The sequence below is a fragment of the Capnocytophaga gingivalis ATCC 33624 genome (assembly GCF_000174755.1).
GTDB classification, from domain to species: Bacteria; Bacteroidota; Bacteroidia; order Flavobacteriales; family Flavobacteriaceae; genus Capnocytophaga; species Capnocytophaga gingivalis.
Window position 1 is genome coordinate 32246 of the sequence record NZ_ACLQ01000024.1, and the last position, 16854, is coordinate 49099.

Consider the following 16854-nt stretch of genomic DNA (forward strand, 5'->3'; position numbering starts at 1 on the left):
CAATTATATAATAAGCATTGCATCTCCGTAGGAGAAGAATTTGTATTTTTCTTTGACAGCTTCCTCGTATGCATCCATGATGAGTTCGTGTCCAGCAAAGGCGGAAACCATCATTAGTAGGGTGGATTTAGGAGTGTGGAAGTTGGTAATCATTGCATTGGCAACACCAAAATCATAAGGAGGGAAGATGAACTTATTCGTCCACCCAATGAAAGGATTCAGAGTATTGTGTGAGGATACAGAACTCTCCATGGCACGCATCACTGTTGTTCCTACAGCACATACACGCTTGCCCGCTTCCTTAGCTTTGTTCACTACCTGGCAAGCCTCCTGAGGGATAATAATCTCCTCGCTGTCCATCTTGTGCTTGGAGAGGTCTTCTACCTCTACAGGGTTGAAGGTGCCCAGACCTATATGTAAGGTAAGTTCAGCAAAGTTGATTCCCTTGATCTCAAGACGCTTCATCAGCTGTTTGGAGAAGTGTAGTCCAGCAGTAGGTGCTGCTACAGCTCCTTCGTATTTGGCATAGATAGTCTGGTAGCGCTCCTCATCTTCGGGCTCTACAGGGCGAGAGATATACTTAGGGAGTGGAGTATGTCCCAGTTCTAAGAGTTTGTTGCGAAAACCCTCGTAGGATCCATCAAAAAGAAAACGTAGGGTGCGCCCACGAGAAGTAGTATTGTCAATCACCTCAGCTACCAATTCTTCCTCAGGATCGAAGAATAATTTGTTCCCAATACGTATTTTTCGCGCAGGGTCTACTAAGACATCCCATAAGCGTTGTTCTTTGTTAAGTTCGCGAAGGAGGAAAACCTCAATCTTAGCATTGGTTTTTTCCTTATGTCCGTATAGGCGGGCAGGGAATACTTTGGTATTGTTCAGTACAAATACATCTCCATCATCGAAATATTCGATTACGTCCTTGAACAGACGGTGTTCTATTTCTCCTGTTTTACGGTGAACGACCATAAGGCGTGCTTCATCACGATTCTCACTGGGGTATTCGGCAAGGAGTTCCTTAGGTAGGTTGAAGTTAAAGCTAGATAATTTCATCGTTATAGGTCAATAACATTAAGCCTGCAAAGGTACGATATTTAACAGAGGTTGTCAAGTGTTTTGTGAATTATTTTATTTTTTGACGGATTTTCTCCCCAATCTCTTCTACAGAAAGTCCTAGGCAGGGTATCACAAAGGCTGCTTGTGTGTAGAAAGCTGCCCGTTCGAAGAGGTGAATATTGACAAATTCTTCCAAATTTTCCTTGGCAATTCCTCTGATAAGCGGGCGCTGTTCTTGTTGCAGGGACAGTCGTGCCACGAGCTCCTTGGCTGGCAGTTGTAGGTAGAAGCTATAGGGAGTCGCCTCTCGGACCAGCTCCATCGCCTTGCCATAGCAGGGAGTGCCTCCGCCTAAGGCGACCACCATAGGGTAGGGGAGGGCGAGTAGTCTCTTGAGGTGTTCTTGCTCTTGTCGCCTGAAGTAGATTTCTCCTTTCTCTTGGAAGATTTCTGGGATACTTTTTCCCTCTTGCTCGGCTATAAAAACATCCAAATCCTGAAAAGGAAGCGAAAGAGAGGTCGCTATATGGGCTCCTATGGTCGATTTTCCACAACCCATGTATCCTAAAAGAATAATTTTTTTACTCATAAATATCAGTGTAATAGCGTGTTGCGATATGTGCAAAAATAAAATGCAAAAATAATCATTTTTTTGCTTGTTTATATCGAAAAAATCCGTAATTTTGCACCCGCATTAAAATCCTTATTTAGGAGATAGTTTAGGACTTGGTAGCTCAGTTGGTAGAGCACAACACTTTTAATGTTGGGGTCCTGGGTTCGAGCCCCAGCCAGGTCACATTTTTTCATTTTGAGAGATTTTAAATTTTACGCGGCGACTTGGTAGCTCAGTTGGTAGAGCACAACACTTTTAATGTTGGGGTCCTGGGTTCGAGCCCCAGCCAGGTCACACAGAAGATTTTATGACTCGGTAGCTCAGTTGGCAGAGCACGACACTCTTAATGTTGGGGTCGTGGGTTCGAGGCCCACCCGGGTCACTATATTTTAGTTGTTGTAGCTAAAAGTAATATTGGGTTTTATTTTGCCTACGTGGAGAAATTGGTAGACTCGCCATCTTGAGGGGGTGGTGCTCGTTAGGGCGTGCTGGTTCGAATCCAGTCGTAGGCACAGAAGTCCTTGAGCCTTAGCTCAGGGATTTTTTTGTTATACTCACCTTATAATTCTCTTGCCCTTGAAGGATCTCTTACAACAGGATTATCAACTACTGGTAGCCATTAATCAGACAGGGTCTATCACTTGGGATGCTTTCTGGTTAGCTATTACTAATGCTTGGCATTGGGTGCCTTTCTTTGCACTTATCCTATGGGCTAATTTCTATTTCTTTGAGAAAAGAAAAGCATGGCGTATCTTTGGTTATGCTATAGGAACTCTTCTCTTTACAGTACTCATTACCAATACTACTAAGGAACTGGTAGCTCGCTTGCGCCCACTACATACCCCAGAGTTGATCCCTCAGCTTCGTATCCTCCTGACTGAAAGGGGGTATAGCTTCTTTTCAGGACATACTAGCAATAGTTTTGCCTTGACCACTTTTTTGTATCTTGTCTTTAGAAAACGTATGAAAGTGGCTTTTTGGCTCTTCCTATGGCCTATTCCCTATGCTTATAGCCGATTGTACTTAGGGGTACATTTCCCTACAGATATATTAGTGGGACTTTTGGTGGGAATCACCACCGCTCATATAGGCTACTGGCTCTATAGGAAAAACGAGCAAAGACTTATCTCCAAAGATTCTCCACAGTATACCCCTCAACCTCTCCAAAAATAAGAGTGGCTAAGTAGGGATTGTCGATAAAAGGATTCCGATTGCCCTGCGCTGCTTCTATCTCATTGTTGCGCTGTATTTCTAAAACTGATATAGGATCTTCAGCATTCCACTTGAGTAAGAGAGAAATCCCTCCCACACTTACTTGCTCACAAGGTAGATTATATCTCAGATTCATGTATAGCACCATACGTGCCACATCACCACGATAGTCATCGGACGGATACCATGCTTTTCTTTGAAAAACCCTGCCTGCTTGTCCTTTTCCTGTACCAAAAGGTAGGTTCCCTCGCGAGGAATTTTTGCTCCTATCGGCATATTGTAGGTGGTGTAAGTCTCCCAAGGGTTCTTCTGTACTATGACTAAGTCTCTTGATGTAGCTCTGCGGGTAGATGTGTTCGGTATTGATAGTGCCTTCGGGATTTCCTCTTTTCTGAACAAATTCCTTTGAGCGACTCTCTCCTGTATACATAAGCAAAAGGTTGCCTGTTTTCTTTGGGTCTGCATTAGCTTTCTCCAGAAAGGGATGTCGCTTGCTATAGGGAAGAATGCGGGTGTGTTTTACAATAGTAAGCACTGCCAATTCTTCCTTGAGGGCTTCTCCTCTTTTAGAAAAATCGACATTTTGGTAGTAATATTTGAGCTTTTTGGGGACTATAATAGGCTCATAGGAGGAAAGGGTGTGCTGCCCATAGGAGAGCACATTTAGGAAGGTAAGTAGAATCAGTGGTATTAGTCTCATAAGAAAAAGGGAGCTATAAAAAGCCCCCTTATTAAGTTATTTCCAAGTGTTTTCAGCAGGATTGCCACCCCATATTTTGGTAGCCAAATAAGGATTGTCTATAAAAGGATTGCGGTTGCCCTGAGCTTCTTCTATGACATTGTTGCGCTGTTGCTCCAGGGCGGATACAGGATCTTCGGCATTCCATCGGAGCATTAGCTCTACTCCAGCGGTGCTTATCTTATCCCAAGGTAAGTTGTAGTGTAGATTCATATACATTACCATACGGGCTACATCTCCTTTGAACTCATCCGAAGGATACCAGCCACCTCCTACCTTGCGAGCACGCCCACTTCCTTGGGTAAAAGGAAGGTTTCCACGAGTGCTGTTGACATTTTTGTCACAAGCACGTAAGTGATGTAGATCTCCTTTTTGTTGTCCTGCATTGGAGAGTTTACTTTGAGGAAAGACATGCTCTGTATTTACAGTGCTAGCATAATAGTTACGACTCTCTCCTGTGTATAGGAGGATTGCATTTCCTCTATGAGCGGGATCGGCATCTGCTTTAGAGAGGTACTGATTACGCTGACCATACCCTAAGAAAGTATGGTGTTTCTTTATGGTATGAGCGGCCAATTCATCTCTAAAGGCATTCCCTGTTTTAGTGAAATCCACCCCCAGATAGTAGGCTTTTAGCTTCAGAGGTACCTTGATTTCTCCTGTCTCCTTTGAAGGGTTGTCAGGCTGCTTAGGGGTTTCTGGGGTTTCAGGTTGCTTAGGAGTCTCTGGAGTTTCAGGTTGCTTAGGCGTTTCCGGTGTTTCAGGTTTCTTAGGTGTTTCGGGCGTTTTAGGTGTCTCCTGAGGTGTTTGAGGTTTTTCTATGAGCCTATCCTCAATACTCTCACCACTACAAGCTATAAGAGCTAAGGCCAAAGAAAGTTGGATAAATACTTTTTTCATAAGTTACTTTTTTAGATTATCTTTTCAGTAGGACAAAGATACAATTTTTTATCCATTTAGGCAAGGAAAAAGAGTTTTTATTTCCAAGTATTTTCAGGAGTATACCCCGTCACTTCTCCAAAAATAAGAGTGGCTAAGTAGGGATTGTCTATAAAAGGGTTGCGATTGCCCTGTGCTGTTTCTATCTCATTGTTGCGCTGAAGTTCTAAGGGGGATACTGGATCTTGTGCATTCCACATAAGGAAGAGACTTACTCCCTGATTGCTTACATGATTCCAAGGAAGGTTATACCTTAGGTACATATACATAATCATACGGGCTACATCTCCTCGGTACGCGTCGGAAGGGTACCAAGCCTTACCGTTGCTCACTATTTTGGCTTCTTTCTCTCCTTTGCCAAAGGGGAGGTTACTCCTTTGGCTATTTATATTACCATCACAGTAGCGCAGGTGGTGTAGGTCTCCTATAGGGCGCTCAGGGTTACTGTATTTTTTTAGGTAACTCTGTGGGTATATATGCTCAGTATTCACCGAACGGTTGATATGGCCTTTCTCTCGGGATTCACCTGTATATACGACAATTACATTTTCAGGATTGTTCAGGTCAGCATCGGCTTTCTTCAGATAAGGATGGCGCTGTAGGTAGTCTAAAATACGGGTATGTTTGCTTATGGTAAGGATAGCTAAATCCTCTTTGAGGGCTTCACCTCTTTGGGAAAAATTAATGCTTTGGTAATAGTATTTGAGCTTATTGGGTACTCTGATCTCCTGATAGGTTTGGGGCACATGTGGGCGCTCTTTCTCTTTTTCTCGCTCAAGAGTCTCTATCTCCTTGTAGGGATCGTTAGGGTTTTGGCTTAGGTCTTCCCCCTTACAAGAGAGAAGTAAGGACGCAAAGGATAGGATAAGGAGTATCTTCTTCATAAATAGTTTTTTTTAAAGAGTGATGGATATTTGTAGGATATTTTTTGTTTCTTCTATTGCTAAGAATCGTTCGTCGGCACGCTTGCCTATGACCCAAAGGATTTGATCGGTAGCATCGGTAAGCAGCCACTGGTTTTCCTTGTCATAAAGGGAGTACTTCTCATCTTTGAAATACTTGCGCAGGGTCTTTCGCTTTCCACCCATTCCTTGCGGATAGAATAAGTCCCCTTCTTTTCGCTTGCGTAAGTGCAGGGGAAACTGTATCTTGTCTCTGTCCAAGAATAGGGTACCAGCAAGACCTCTCTCTATGGCTTTGGTAGAGCGGATTCTTAGGGCTATGGGGTAGCTAAGTTCTTCCATATCCTCTGCAATAGAATAGCTTCTTTCTGTATCTATTTCTTTAGGACTTATCAACCATTGCCCTCTGTTGGAGAGTAGGCGATGGGTGTCTGAGCTTAGTTGCCGCCCTGTAGAGGCTCGCAAAAATCGTTCCAAAATCTCGGTATCTCCAAATCCGTAAGGGGAGAGGAGTTCATATAGTAGAAAACGTCTGTGAGGGTGATCTCTGAGTTTTTCTACTTCAAAGACAATAGGTTGTCCCATTATGAACCATTCCTTTCGGTATTGTGCTACACTCTCTTGAAGGAAGTCATAGGAAAGTTGTAGGAGGTTTTGTGTTTTTTCGAAATTCTTAAAGAAATTAGGGTGTATTTCCTTGAGAATAGGGGAGAGGTGATGCCGTATCTTGTTGCGAGTATAGGCGTCAGAGCCATTAGAGCTATCTTCTCTCCAGCAAATACCTCTCTCTTGAGCAAAGGCAAGAATTTCTTCTCTGGAGAAGGGGAGCAAAGGGCGAAGCACATGAGCGTTCTCAGCGGGAATGCCCAAAAGTCCTTTTAGTCCGCTGCCACGGGAGGTATTGATAAGGAAGGTTTCCCAGGAATCATTCGCCTGATGTGCAGTAAGAATATAGTCATATCCTTGTTCCTGACGTAGGGCTTCGAACCACTCATAGCGTAGTACCCGTGCGGCCAGCTGAGTATTTAGGCCATGTGCCTTGCCATAGGTCTTGGTCTCAAAGCGCTTGATGGCAATAGGTACTGAGAGTTCCTTGGCAAGGGTCTCTACAAAGTGTTGGTCACCTTCACTCTCTTCTCCCCGAAGTTGGAAGTTACAATGTGCCATAAGGAAGGATATTCCCAGCTCATGTAGGAGGTGTGCCAATACAACACTATCTACCCCTCCACTGATAGCCAAGATGATTCTTTTTTGCCATAGCAGGGGGAAGTGTTGCTGAAGATGTGTTTCAAAAGCGTTTATCATGCTCGAAGAGGACTATAATAAAAAAGCTCTCAGAGAAGTTCTGAGAGCTTAGTGCGGGTGATAGGACTCGAACCTACACACCTCACGGCACCAGATCCTAAGTCTGGCGTGTCTACCAATTTCACCACACCCGCGTGCGATTTTTAAGACAGGGCAAAGGTACAACTATTTTTTGAATTGGCAAGCAAAAATCAATTATTTTTTAAAAAATTTCAAAAGTTGTTTATTACTAAGTAGTTAGGAGTATTATAAAAGCATTTTCATAGCTTTCTGAAGACCTGTAACTAAGCGGTCAACTTCTTCAAGGGTATTATAAACAGCGAAGCTGGCGCGTATAGTCCCTGGAATGTGATAAAAATCCATCACAGGTTGGGCGCAGTGATGACCTGTACGTACGGCTATGCCCATCTGGTCAAGGAGTGTTCCTACATCGTAAGGGTGGGCACCCTCTACATTGAAGGAGATGACACCAGCTTTGCGATCCAGATCATGGGTGCCATAGATGGTGATGCCCCCCAAGCCTTGGATTTGCTCATGGGCATACTTCAGCAGGTTGTGCTCATGAGCCGCAATATCGGCCATACCTAAGGAATGCATATAGTCTATGGCAACTCCATAGGCGATTCCTCCACATATATTCGGGGTTCCTGCCTCTAACTTATAGGGGAGGTCGGCGTAGGTTGTCTCTTCAAAGCAGACGGTCTTGATCATATCTCCTCCGCCTTTGTAGGGAGGGAGCTTCTCAAGCCAGGTTTCCTTTCCATAGAGAAAACCAATGCCTGTAGGAGCATACATTTTGTGTCCAGAGGCGGCGTAGAAGTCTGCATCTAAGTCTTGTACATCTATGGAAAAGTGTGGACAGCTCTGGGCGCCATCGATAAGGACAATAGCTCCCACGCTGTGGGCTAAGTGGATGATTTCTTTGACAGGGTGTACATTGCCCAAGGCATTGGATACATGCTGACAGCTCACTACCTTGGTGCGTTCTGAGAGCATCGCTTTGAAATCCTCCATCACGATCATACCCTCCTTGTCCACAGGGATGGGGCGTACCACAGCTCCTGTACGCTGAGCAAGTAGCTGCCAAGGGACAATGTTGCTATGGTGCTCAGTGGTCAGTACCAAGATCTCTTCTCCTGCCTTTACAAAAGGGGTCAGGCAGGTAGCTACCAAGTTGATTCCCTCGGTGGTGCCACTGGTGAAAAGTACCTCATAGGGTTTGGCGGCATTGATATGCTTTTGGAGCTTCTTGCGGGCTGTCTCATAAGCTTCTGTAGCCTCTTGGCTGAGGGTATGCACCCCTCGGTGGATATTGGCATTGTAGGTGGTATAGTACTGTACTATACTATCGATTACCTGTTGGGGCTTTTGACAGGTCGCTCCATTGTCAAAATATACTAAGGGATTCCCTCCTATCTTTCTCTCTAAGATAGGGAAATCACGGCGAATTTCTGCGATAGATTTCATAAAATAAATAATAAGAAAAAAGTAAAAAGGTGCTATCTATAGTCAGATGGCACCTTACTTGTTACAGAAAGTTATAAACATTATTTCTTATGTCTTGGTTCAGAGGAAACAGTAAGTTTTTTTCTTCCTTTAGCTCTACGACGTGCCAATACTTTACGTCCGTTCGCCGTAGCCATACGTTCTCTGAAGCCGTGTTTATTTCTTCTTTTTCTCTTGGAAGGTTGAAATGTTCTTTTCATCGGATTGAATATTAATATCTTAAATTAAACGTTTACTAAAAAAGCTCCCATAAAAGAAAGCGGGGCAAAGGTACTATTATTTTTTGGAATGTACAAATATTTTTAAAATCTTTCTTGAAAATTTGTAGGATTGGAAATATTATGCTACTTTTGGCACTCTTAATACTTTGTCTTTATGGAGTTGTTACTCAAGTATTTTCCTGAACTTACCCCTACACAAGTGGCTCAATATACTCAGGCTGTAAGCCTGTATAAGGAGTGGAACGCCCGTATCAATGTGATTTCTCGTAAGGATATGGAACACTTTGTTATTCATCACCTACTTCATTCCTTAGGGATTGCCAAGATTCACCCTCTTTCGGCAGGGCAAAAGGTCTTGGACGTAGGTACAGGGGGAGGTTTCCCAGGGATTCCTTTGGCAATTCTCTATCCAGAGGTGTCTTTCCACTTGGTGGATTCCATAGGTAAGAAGATCAAGGTGGTAGAGGAGGTCGCCTCTGCTTTGTCTCTTTCCAATGTCACCTACCAGCAGGCACGTGTAGAGACTCTTGCAGGACAATATGACTATATTGTAAGCCGTGCTGTGACCCAAATGGCTGACTTTTACAAGCTCACCAAGCATCTGCTCAAGCCTGTAACCCATAAGGGCGATAAGCGAGGGATTCTCTACCTAAAAGGGGGCGATCTTACTGAAGAACTAGCAGCTTTTCCTTCAGCTACCGTCTATAACCTTTCTGAGGTCTTTGAGGAGGATTTTTTTGAGACAAAAAAAGTGGTATATCTATAGTAATACCCATTGACCCTCTGTGATATAGTACTCCATCCAGTATTGGTTTTCTTTGCTGATTCCTTTTAGAATCAATGTATTGTCTAAAAAAGTGATTTCTTGTATAAGGTCGAAAACTTCTCGTTGCGCTCCTTCACAAATCACTTCAGTAGGTTTGATATAAGGAGCAGGAGAAAGGAATATTTTTACCAAGAGCTCCCACCAATTTGTAATAGTTATTTGGATATTCTTGATATAATTTTGGATGGGATATGGTATACCTCGTCATAGAGAATAGTTATCTGACTGTCAGTTATGGTCATTTCTCTTACCGGAAGGTCAGCGGTCTCTATTTCAGATAGTTTCATAGGCTGATGTGTTTACCAAATGCTTCTTTTGTAAGGGGCATATTTTATAGTCTTTCATAATATTCGAAAACAAAATACTCTTCATCAGAGAAATAATGTAGTATTTGCTGTGATAGGTTGATATATCCAATATCCAAACCTATATGTTGGGATATCTTTTCATCCAATTCTGCCTCAAAAAAAGCCTCTACTCTAATGAGTTCTACGCAGATACCAAAGTCTAAAAAAGGCAATATAATAATGTCAGAAGGCTTTGTTTGCTTTGTTATCTTCTCAATGATCCAGTTTCTGATACTATACTTGTCATATTTTTCTCCTATACAATATCTATCATTGTATCTTTGGTAATCTTCTTCCGTATAGCGTATATGTTTTGAGATAAAATCATAGAACTCTTGTAGCTTATCCGCAGTAACAACCTCTATGAAGGTGCAATCTTTGTGAGATTTGTATTTGGTTTTTATCCTTTCTTTAGCTAATGCTTCTCTCTTGGCTTCTAAAGTATTCATCTTACTTATTAGGGGACAAATAGTTCATAGAGACATATTCTATACCCATTAGGATCTCTTATATACAGATATTCTCCCACAGGGATATCATAGTCATTTTCTATAGGAATATTATTGGTCTGAAGTTGTTGCTTTATAGGAGCAATCTCTTCTACTTGTATAGAAAACAGCAAGTCTAATGCATCGCCTTCTTTTCTATGAGCAACACTTTCGAGAGTACCCTCATAGAGTTGTAGGTAGATAAGAGGCTCTCTAAGCAACAAATCTTTGGAAACAACCACAAAGCCCAATTTATTATAAAAATCAATCGTTTGCTCTTTGTCAAAAGTAAGTATAGGGACTACAAATTTTATCATTTTAAGTATCTTTGCCTAAGTTCTTCAATAGTTACTTTTCTTCCTTTCTGTTGTATAGCCTCATCTATTATCGCAAAATAAGTTTTCTTACTCATTTAAGTTTCGCAAGTTCTGTAACTTATTGATATTCAAAACCTACCCTCCCCCTCCAAAGGGGGAATGAGATAGTTCATGATTCTCAAGGAGTTATAGAAAGGGCATTTTCCAAATTTATAGACAATTTTTATCTTTTTCAACGAATTTATTCCCCCTCTCGGAGGGGGTAAGGGGGAGGTTCTCTTTACAATATATTGATTATTAACCAATTATAAACCTAATTATAATCTAAAAATGACTTACGAAACTTAAATTACTCATTTTATTTTTCATGTTCACTTTTTTCATAAACTCAAAATTCAAAACTCAAAACTCTCTACTTTTCTCTAAAGAAAATATCCAAAGGTACCCCTTCGAAGTTAAACTTCTCTCTGAGCTTGTTCTCCACAAAGCGGCGGTAAGGATCCTTGATATATTGGGGAAGGTTCGCAAAAAAGACAAACTGAGGCAGGTCAGTAGGCAATTGCATACAATACTTGATCTTGATATACTTTCCTTTGGTAGCCGGTGGAGGAGTAGCCTCGATGATAGGGAGCATATACTCATTCAGTACCGAGGTTTTGATACGCTGGCTACGATTGTTATACACCTCTACTGCTTTTTCTATCGCTTTGTAGATACGTTGCTTGGTTAGGGCAGAGATAAAGATGATAGGCACATCGGTGAAGGGGGCGATGATCTTGCGAATCCCTTCCTCAAAATGCTTGGTGGTATGGGTATCTTTCTCTACCAAGTCCCATTTATTGACCAGGATAACCACTCCTTTTTTGTTGCGCTGTGCCAGCCAAAAGATATTGGCATCTTGTCCCTCGAAGCCACGAGTAGCATCCACCAAGAGTAGGCATACATCGGAGTGTTCTATGGCGCGTACTGAGCGCATCACCGAGTAGAACTCCAAGTCTTCTTTGACTTTTGCTTTGCGGCGTATCCCTGCGGTATCCACCAGGTTGAACTCAAAGCCAAAGCGATTGTAGCGCGTATCAATAGCATCGCGGGTGGTGCCAGCTATATCAGTAACGATATAGCGATCTTCTCCAATAAGAGCATTGATAAAGGACGATTTTCCCGCATTGGGGCGTCCCACTACAGCAAAGCGGGGTAGGGGCTCTTCCTCCACTTTTTCCTCCTCAGGGAGTACTTTGACTACGGCATCCAAGAGCTCGCCTGTACCACTACCATTGACACTGGAGATAGGGAAGATCTCCTCAAATCCTAAGGCATAGAACTCATTGGCATCAATAGCGCGCTTGGTATTATCAACCTTGTTCACTGCCAGGAAAGTAGGTTTTTTGCTACGGCGTAGCAGCTGGGCAATCTCCTCATCGATACCCATGATACCACTCTCCACATCTGTTAGGAAGATAATGGCATCGGCTTCTTCTATGGCGAGGTTTACCTGCTTATCTATTTCTTTTTGGAATATATCATCACCTCCTGCTACATATCCTCCGGTATCTATCACGGAGAAATCGCGTCCGTTCCAGTCGGTTTTCCCATAATGGCGGTCGCGAGTAACCCCACTGATGCTATCTACGATAGCCTCGCGGCGCTGTACAAGACGGTTAAAAAAAGTGGATTTGCCTACATTGGGGCGTCCTACAATAGCTACAATAGCACTCATTAGTTATATTTTTTGCAAAGGTAGTCAAAAAAATAAATATAGCAATAAAGTCATGAAAAATTCTCTTCTTTTTCAGGATTTTTTCATATATTTGTCGCACTATAGCACAGTGTTTTTTAAGGCTTATTATTATGAGAAATTTGTTTGTCCTTTTCTTTACTCTTTGCTCTTATGTGGGGTTTGCTCAGAGTGATAGCCTTGCTATTACTCCGCCAAGGAGGTATCCGCCTTCGTGTGATTGTTTTGAGGGAATGATTGACCTTACCCCGAGGCTGGCTTATACCTATGCCGATGCTAAGAGTTCACACTTTGCGGGGCTGATGCTTCACAATGATTGTATCGCTTGCGGCGGGGGCTTCTATGCAGGAGTTCATTTTGCGAGCAGAGATTCTCATAGAGTAGTCCCTGAGGTGGGGGCTGAGTTCTATCACCTATTGCTGGGCTATGGGGTCTCTCTTTCCACTGAGGCGATTACTCCACGTGTAGGACTGTCTCTCTTTAATTTGTTGCGGGCAGATGTTGGCTATGCCATCCCTTGGGCGAAAGCTCCTCTTTTTAAGGGATTTATCTTTTCTATAATTACCGATATTCGATTGCTTAGTTATCCATTACCTTTATGAAAACAAAAATACTATTATTACTGGCTTTCTTTTCTTTAGGAGGCTTTATTATACAGGCTCAAAATAACCAGCTTGAAGGTTTCTACCAAGGGCGTAAGTGGGGGCTTTTCTTGCTCTCTGATAAGAAGTTCTTACTATGGAATCCCTTAGCTGGGGTAAAGGGAGACTACCAAGTACAAAAAGATGGGATGATATGGTTGCAACCTCAGAAGGAACCGCTTTTTCTGGTCTATGCGCGCAATGATAAGGACTTATCCAAGGATAAAATACGGGTGGAGCTGGTAAATTTTCAGCTGGGAAAGAACTATATTCACTTGGAGAGGGGTCGGTATTACTCTGTTTTCAACGAAGATAATGATTTGGTACATACTTTTGATAGAAAAGAGGTAGGGAAATCTATTACTTTTATAGGGGAAAGCCTCTTTGAAGAGTACAATAAGAAGTTTGTAGGTATAAAAAATGCTTACGAAGTAGGTATGAATCCAGCTTATAATGATTATATCGTTTTCTGTCATAGTTATTCTCTATATCAAGGGGAAAGTATAGCTGCTTTTACCAATAAAGATGGAATGGAGATACTTCTTTTAATGAACGAAGAAGAAACCTTAGAAAAGAATAAAGAAGCACTTGCAAAAATACGCTCTAATATAGAAAAAACACCATTAAAAGAAATAAAAAACTATATTTATATCAGAAAAAAAGATGAAAATGAAAAAGAAATGTTGAAGACGGTACAATCTCAATTAGGGATAGAGGATTCCAATACTATATTTAGAGAAAAATATGAAAGAGAGGGTACCTCTCCCTATGAATATATGGGGGAAATTACTTATGATAAGGAAAAAAATATATATAAAGAGGCGGAACGAGATCGGACATATCACAAATATGATCTTATAGATACAAAAAAATCAGAAATAGATATGAAAAAACTAAAAATAAAAATCTCACCATTGTTTCCTGAATAATAACTAAAATGCTTATGAAAACAAAAATACTTTTATTACTGGCTTTCTTTTTCGTAGCGAATAGCTCTTCAGCTCAGGACAGAAAGCTAATAGAGAGCTATAAGCAACCCGAATCGGGCATTATGCTTTTTCCGAATAAGACTTTTGCCGCTTGGACTTATATGACGGTTATTCGTGGCTATTACCAAAAGAGACCCGATGGGGTCTACTTATTAAAGCCTCAGAGAGAACCCTTGTTCTTGGTATATGGGTATCATAATGATTCCATTGGGAAAGATAAGGTGCGTATCCGTTTTGCCAATTTTGAAGAGGGGAAGAACTATATTCAGTATGAGAATGGAAAGACCTATAGTGTATTCAATGATAACCCTAACTGTTTTTCTTACAAATATATACATACCTTTGACAGAAAGGAAGTAGGTAGTACGCTTACCCTTATACATCATATGGGATACTATGATGAAGACGTGTCATATTTATTTGAGGGAGAGGGGATTAAGAACACATTGCAATTTGACTTGGGAGCGTATAATGATTTCTTGATTTCTTATGAGGAACTTAACCATCTGAAAGCAGATATGGTGCTTGTACCTATGGAGTTAGAAGGGGAAAAGGGGGCTTTTTTTCATAGAGGGAAATGGCCAGAGGAGGAACTAAAAATGGTTAAGGAGAGATTGAAGGAAGTACCTAAAGAGGATCTCAAAAGGTTTTTTACTCCTAAGGAAGAGCCTGAGAAAATTAATGAAGAGTCTATCTCTTTCCTTTATGCAGATAACATAGAGCCTCCTACCACACTGATTGTCTCAAAGAAAGAAAATAGAGTAGTGGGGGGTAGCTACACTTCAAAGCCTATCAAAAATAAAAAATATCGATCATACTTGCAGGTCAAGACACAGGGAAGTATCACAGACCCTAAGCAGCTTAAGGTGGAGCCTAAAACCATCTTTGTCTCCGAGTGTGAAAGACCTTCCCAAAGAAGAGAAATAATGGCTAATTAGCCAATCTTCAGGGGAATTGCAATTAAAGCAGTTAAAAGATAAAATTTTAAAACTAATATCATGAAAACAAAAATACTTTTATTACTGGTTTTCTTTTCTTTAGGAAGCCTTGTATATGCCCAAGAAAAAGATATTTCAGGCAATTACAGAGGGCGTGGAGGAGGTATTATGCTCTTGCCTAACAGATTATTTGTCCTTTGGGGCTATATGACAGCTGTACCAGGGAGTTATGAGGTTCAGAAGGACGGTATCATCCGCTTCAAGCCAAAGAAGGAACCGCTATTTGTCGTGTATGGGCAGCGAAATGACTCTATTGGGAAAGATAAAGTCCGTATTCGCTTTGCCAATTTTGAAGATGGGGAGAATTTTATCCGCTTTGAGAATGGAAAAACCTATTCAGTTTTCAATGACAACCCCAATTGCCTTTCTTCTCGCTATATACATACCTTTTCAAGAAAAGAGATGGGTAATTCCTTTTCTTTGATTACGGATATACAAGACTTTAGTTTTGCTCCCTTTTTGGGAGAGCTGAAAAATACTTATCAAATTGATCTACAGAATAATAATGACTTTCTTATCTCTTATCAGAAACCTTCAGTATATCAGATAGATGGAGTAGGTGCCTTGGTAACCAAGGAAGGACATGAGTGTTTGCTTTTCCTAAATTGGGGAGATGTGGAGGGAAGTACACAGTATATACGAGAACTCAAAGAAAAGATTGATAAAATCCCTATAGAGGATCTCAAAAAAATTATATTTGCTAAGGAGAAGACGGAGGATAAGGAGCTTAACGACTTTCTCAGTATCTCCAATTTGGAAGAACCTAAGGCGTTTTTTATGAATATAAAAGAGGGTACTGTAGATCCTGAGCCTGTTAATTGGGAGTTCTTAGTGTATGATAAGGATAAAAATATCTACAAGGATACCCTGAATGATATTGGGTATTATAGGTTTGACTTTGTACAACCCAAATGTTATCAGACAGACCTTAAAAAGCTCAAGGTAGAGCCTAAAACCATTTTTGTATCTGAATGTGAAAAACCTTCTAAAAGAAGGATATATCAATAATTATCACTTATGGATGAAATAGTTTTCAATAGAATCATTGTCTTACTGTTTTTGGCGGTTTCAGTAGGAATTACTTATCTGATTATTAGAAAAAGCAACCGTAAGGCTCAGGATAAAAATAAAGCAAAAGCGGGTTGTTTTACCGCCTTCTTTATCTGGGTGCCTATCTCCCTATTGGTGGGGCTTACCCCGTTTATACTGCTTTTAGGGGCAGGCACTGTGAAGGAACTCTATCAGCTGGCTTCCGATAGTGACTTTAAGCCCTATACCGCTCAGGTGGTAAGGTATGAGAACACCTATATGAGCGAGACAAAAGATTCAAATAAACGCACAAGATATGTAGAAATGGGTACCCCCGTGGTTACTTTTACCATAGAATCAGGGCGGGAATTAGAACGAGCATTGCCTTTTGCTGCTGAGGTAAATGGAGAATCCTCTTATAACATTCGCTATAAGGCTTCCACAGATGAGATCATCGTAACAGATGTCTTTATTGTTGTGAAAACCATTGGGGTGATTATATTTCTCGTCATTGCAGTTTTCGCTTATTGGGGAATTTACGGCTATCTTACGGACAAGCCTATGAAGAATTATGGTAATTATTTGGCCAAAGGGTTGCTCTATGGGGTGTTTCTCACTATGACTATGGGGCTATGTGCGGGACTTATCTATGGGGCACTTACCAAGGATCTGCCCCTATGGATACAAGCGATTTGTATATTTTTTGCTTTATCACTCGTGATTGTGATTGTTAGAATTTTCCTCACTATGTTCCGCTCCAAAGTCAGAGATCCGCTCAAGCAAAGGCGTAAGACTACCTATCGCAAAGGGTATTAACAAAGGGAATCATCCTACAACAAACTGAAAATCGAACATTAAAGCCTCGTCAATCTTAAGAAACTTAGTTTTTATAACTCATTGAGAATTTATGACTTACTTTCACATACCCAGCTGTAGGTATTCGCTGGCTATCCCCTCATCGAGGGGGGTAGGGTTAGGTTTTGGAAATTAG

Annotated in this window: 20 protein-coding genes and 5 tRNA genes; 11 read left to right on the forward strand and 14 right to left on the reverse strand. The window is 41.3% G+C overall.

From position 1 onward, the window contains the following. Window positions 1–3: 3 nt before the first annotated feature. Together queA and CAPGI0001_RS09810 are read right to left on the reverse strand one after the other, a co-directional pair. Entirely contained in the window at window positions 4–1053 is a 1050-nt protein-coding gene (queA, locus tag CAPGI0001_RS09805; RefSeq protein WP_002669509.1) for a tRNA preQ1(34) S-adenosylmethionine ribosyltransferase-isomerase QueA, read from the reverse strand. A 70-nt stretch (window positions 1054–1123) separates the two neighbouring features. Further along, entirely contained in the window at window positions 1124–1645 is a 522-nt protein-coding gene (locus CAPGI0001_RS09810) for a shikimate kinase (protein ID WP_002669523.1), read from the reverse strand. A 134-nt stretch (window positions 1646–1779) separates the two neighbouring features. Here CAPGI0001_RS09810 and CAPGI0001_RS09815 point away from each other — a divergent pair. From CAPGI0001_RS09815 to CAPGI0001_RS09835, 5 genes are all read left to right on the forward strand, one after another. Further along, a tRNA-Lys gene (locus CAPGI0001_RS09815) sits at window positions 1780–1852 on the forward strand. Between the two features lie 38 nt (window positions 1853–1890). Then, window positions 1891–1963, forward strand: a tRNA-Lys gene (locus tag CAPGI0001_RS09820). 15 nt (window positions 1964–1978) lie between these two features. Next, window positions 1979–2051: transfer RNA gene (locus CAPGI0001_RS09825), tRNA-Lys, on the forward strand. Window positions 2052–2097: 46 nt separating this feature from the next. Continuing rightward, window positions 2098–2181 (forward strand) — tRNA-Leu (locus tag CAPGI0001_RS09830). A 64-nt stretch (window positions 2182–2245) separates the two neighbouring features. Further along, a complete protein-coding gene (locus tag CAPGI0001_RS09835) occupies window positions 2246–2842 on the forward strand; it encodes a phosphatase PAP2 family protein (RefSeq protein ID WP_002669459.1) in 597 nt (198 codons plus the stop codon). Here CAPGI0001_RS09835 and CAPGI0001_RS09840 read toward each other — a convergent pair. The 7 genes from CAPGI0001_RS09840 to rpmH form a co-directional block, all read right to left on the reverse strand. Then, window positions 2793–3581 carry an endonuclease I family protein gene (locus CAPGI0001_RS09840; RefSeq protein ID WP_081451931.1) on the reverse strand — a complete coding sequence of 263 codons (789 nt, stop codon included), beginning with the start codon at window positions 3579–3581 and terminating at the stop codon, window positions 2793–2795. The two genes, CAPGI0001_RS09835 and CAPGI0001_RS09840, sit on opposite strands and share 50 nt — an antisense overlap. A 36-nt stretch (window positions 3582–3617) precedes the next feature. Next, window positions 3618–4520 carry an endonuclease I family protein gene (locus CAPGI0001_RS09845; RefSeq protein ID WP_002669582.1) on the reverse strand — a complete coding sequence of 301 codons (903 nt, stop codon included), beginning with the start codon at window positions 4518–4520 and terminating at the stop codon, window positions 3618–3620. A gap of 77 nt (window positions 4521–4597) precedes the next feature. Then, the gene (locus tag CAPGI0001_RS09850) at window positions 4598–5443 is read right to left on the reverse strand and encodes an endonuclease I family protein (protein WP_002669551.1); all 846 of its coding nucleotides are present in this window, start codon (window positions 5441–5443) and stop codon (window positions 4598–4600) included. Between the two features lie 12 nt (window positions 5444–5455). Next, window positions 5456–6766 carry a tRNA lysidine(34) synthetase TilS gene (gene tilS, locus CAPGI0001_RS09855; protein ID WP_040360212.1) on the reverse strand — a complete coding sequence of 437 codons (1311 nt, stop codon included), beginning with the start codon at window positions 6764–6766 and terminating at the stop codon, window positions 5456–5458. Window positions 6767–6818: 52 nt separating this feature from the next. Next, window positions 6819–6900: transfer RNA gene (locus CAPGI0001_RS09860), tRNA-Leu, on the reverse strand. 112 nt (window positions 6901–7012) lie between these two features. Continuing rightward, entirely contained in the window at window positions 7013–8233 is a 1221-nt protein-coding gene (locus CAPGI0001_RS09865) for an aminotransferase class V-fold PLP-dependent enzyme (RefSeq protein ID WP_002669435.1), read from the reverse strand. 80 nt (window positions 8234–8313) lie between these two features. After that, window positions 8314–8472 carry a 50S ribosomal protein L34 gene (gene rpmH / locus CAPGI0001_RS12795; RefSeq protein WP_002669412.1) on the reverse strand — a complete coding sequence of 53 codons (159 nt, stop codon included), beginning with the start codon at window positions 8470–8472 and terminating at the stop codon, window positions 8314–8316. Window positions 8473–8647: 175 nt separating this feature from the next. On the opposite strand from rpmH, the gene rsmG reads away from it, so the two are divergent. Then, the gene (rsmG, locus tag CAPGI0001_RS09870) at window positions 8648–9259 is read left to right on the forward strand and encodes a 16S rRNA (guanine(527)-N(7))-methyltransferase RsmG (protein ID WP_002669444.1); all 612 of its coding nucleotides are present in this window, start codon (window positions 8648–8650) and stop codon (window positions 9257–9259) included. Here rsmG and CAPGI0001_RS09875 read toward each other — a convergent pair. The 5 genes from CAPGI0001_RS09875 to der all read right to left on the reverse strand — a co-directional run bounded on the left by CAPGI0001_RS09875 (window position 9254) and on the right by der (window position 12188). After that, window positions 9254–9451, reverse strand: a complete 198-nt coding sequence (locus CAPGI0001_RS09875; protein ID WP_002669578.1) for a hypothetical protein — start codon at window positions 9449–9451, stop codon at window positions 9254–9256. The two genes, rsmG and CAPGI0001_RS09875, sit on opposite strands and share 6 nt — an antisense overlap. A gap of 23 nt (window positions 9452–9474) precedes the next feature. After that, on the reverse strand, window positions 9475–9606 hold the full coding sequence (locus tag CAPGI0001_RS13470; protein WP_002669506.1) for a hypothetical protein: 132 nt from the start codon (window positions 9604–9606) through the stop codon (window positions 9475–9477). A gap of 44 nt (window positions 9607–9650) precedes the next feature. Continuing rightward, window positions 9651–10115 (reverse strand): hypothetical protein, encoded by a 465-nt coding sequence (locus CAPGI0001_RS09880; RefSeq protein ID WP_002669553.1) that lies wholly within the window; start codon window positions 10113–10115, stop codon window positions 9651–9653. Between the two features lie 8 nt (window positions 10116–10123). Beyond that, window positions 10124–10471, reverse strand: coding sequence for a VOC family protein (locus tag CAPGI0001_RS09885; RefSeq protein WP_002669511.1), 348 nt, complete (start codon window positions 10469–10471; stop codon window positions 10124–10126). A 412-nt stretch (window positions 10472–10883) separates the two neighbouring features. Continuing rightward, window positions 10884–12188 carry a ribosome biogenesis GTPase Der gene (gene der, locus CAPGI0001_RS09890; protein ID WP_002669503.1) on the reverse strand — a complete coding sequence of 435 codons (1305 nt, stop codon included), beginning with the start codon at window positions 12186–12188 and terminating at the stop codon, window positions 10884–10886. Between the two features lie 131 nt (window positions 12189–12319). Here der and CAPGI0001_RS09895 point away from each other — a divergent pair, with 131 nt between their 5' ends. Genes CAPGI0001_RS09895 through CAPGI0001_RS09915 form a run of 5 tightly spaced genes read left to right on the forward strand, consistent with a single transcriptional unit; the run spans window position 12320 to window position 16679 of the window. Beyond that, window positions 12320–12808, forward strand: coding sequence for a hypothetical protein (locus CAPGI0001_RS09895; RefSeq protein WP_002669520.1), 489 nt, complete (start codon window positions 12320–12322; stop codon window positions 12806–12808). After that, entirely contained in the window at window positions 12805–13776 is a 972-nt protein-coding gene (locus tag CAPGI0001_RS09900; RefSeq protein WP_002669504.1) for a hypothetical protein, read from the forward strand. The genes CAPGI0001_RS09895 and CAPGI0001_RS09900 overlap by 4 nt, the downstream gene beginning before the upstream one ends. Window positions 13777–13790: 14 nt before the next feature. Beyond that, complete coding sequence (locus CAPGI0001_RS09905) at window positions 13791–14774, forward strand: hypothetical protein (protein WP_040360238.1); 984 nt, start codon at window positions 13791–13793, stop codon at window positions 14772–14774. Window positions 14775–14834: 60 nt separating this feature from the next. Further along, a complete protein-coding gene (locus CAPGI0001_RS09910; RefSeq protein ID WP_002669586.1) occupies window positions 14835–15842 on the forward strand; it encodes a hypothetical protein in 1008 nt (335 codons plus the stop codon). Window positions 15843–15851: 9 nt separating this feature from the next. Then, a complete protein-coding gene (locus tag CAPGI0001_RS09915) occupies window positions 15852–16679 on the forward strand; it encodes a hypothetical protein (RefSeq protein WP_002669580.1) in 828 nt (275 codons plus the stop codon). Window positions 16680–16854: the final 175 nt, after the last annotated feature.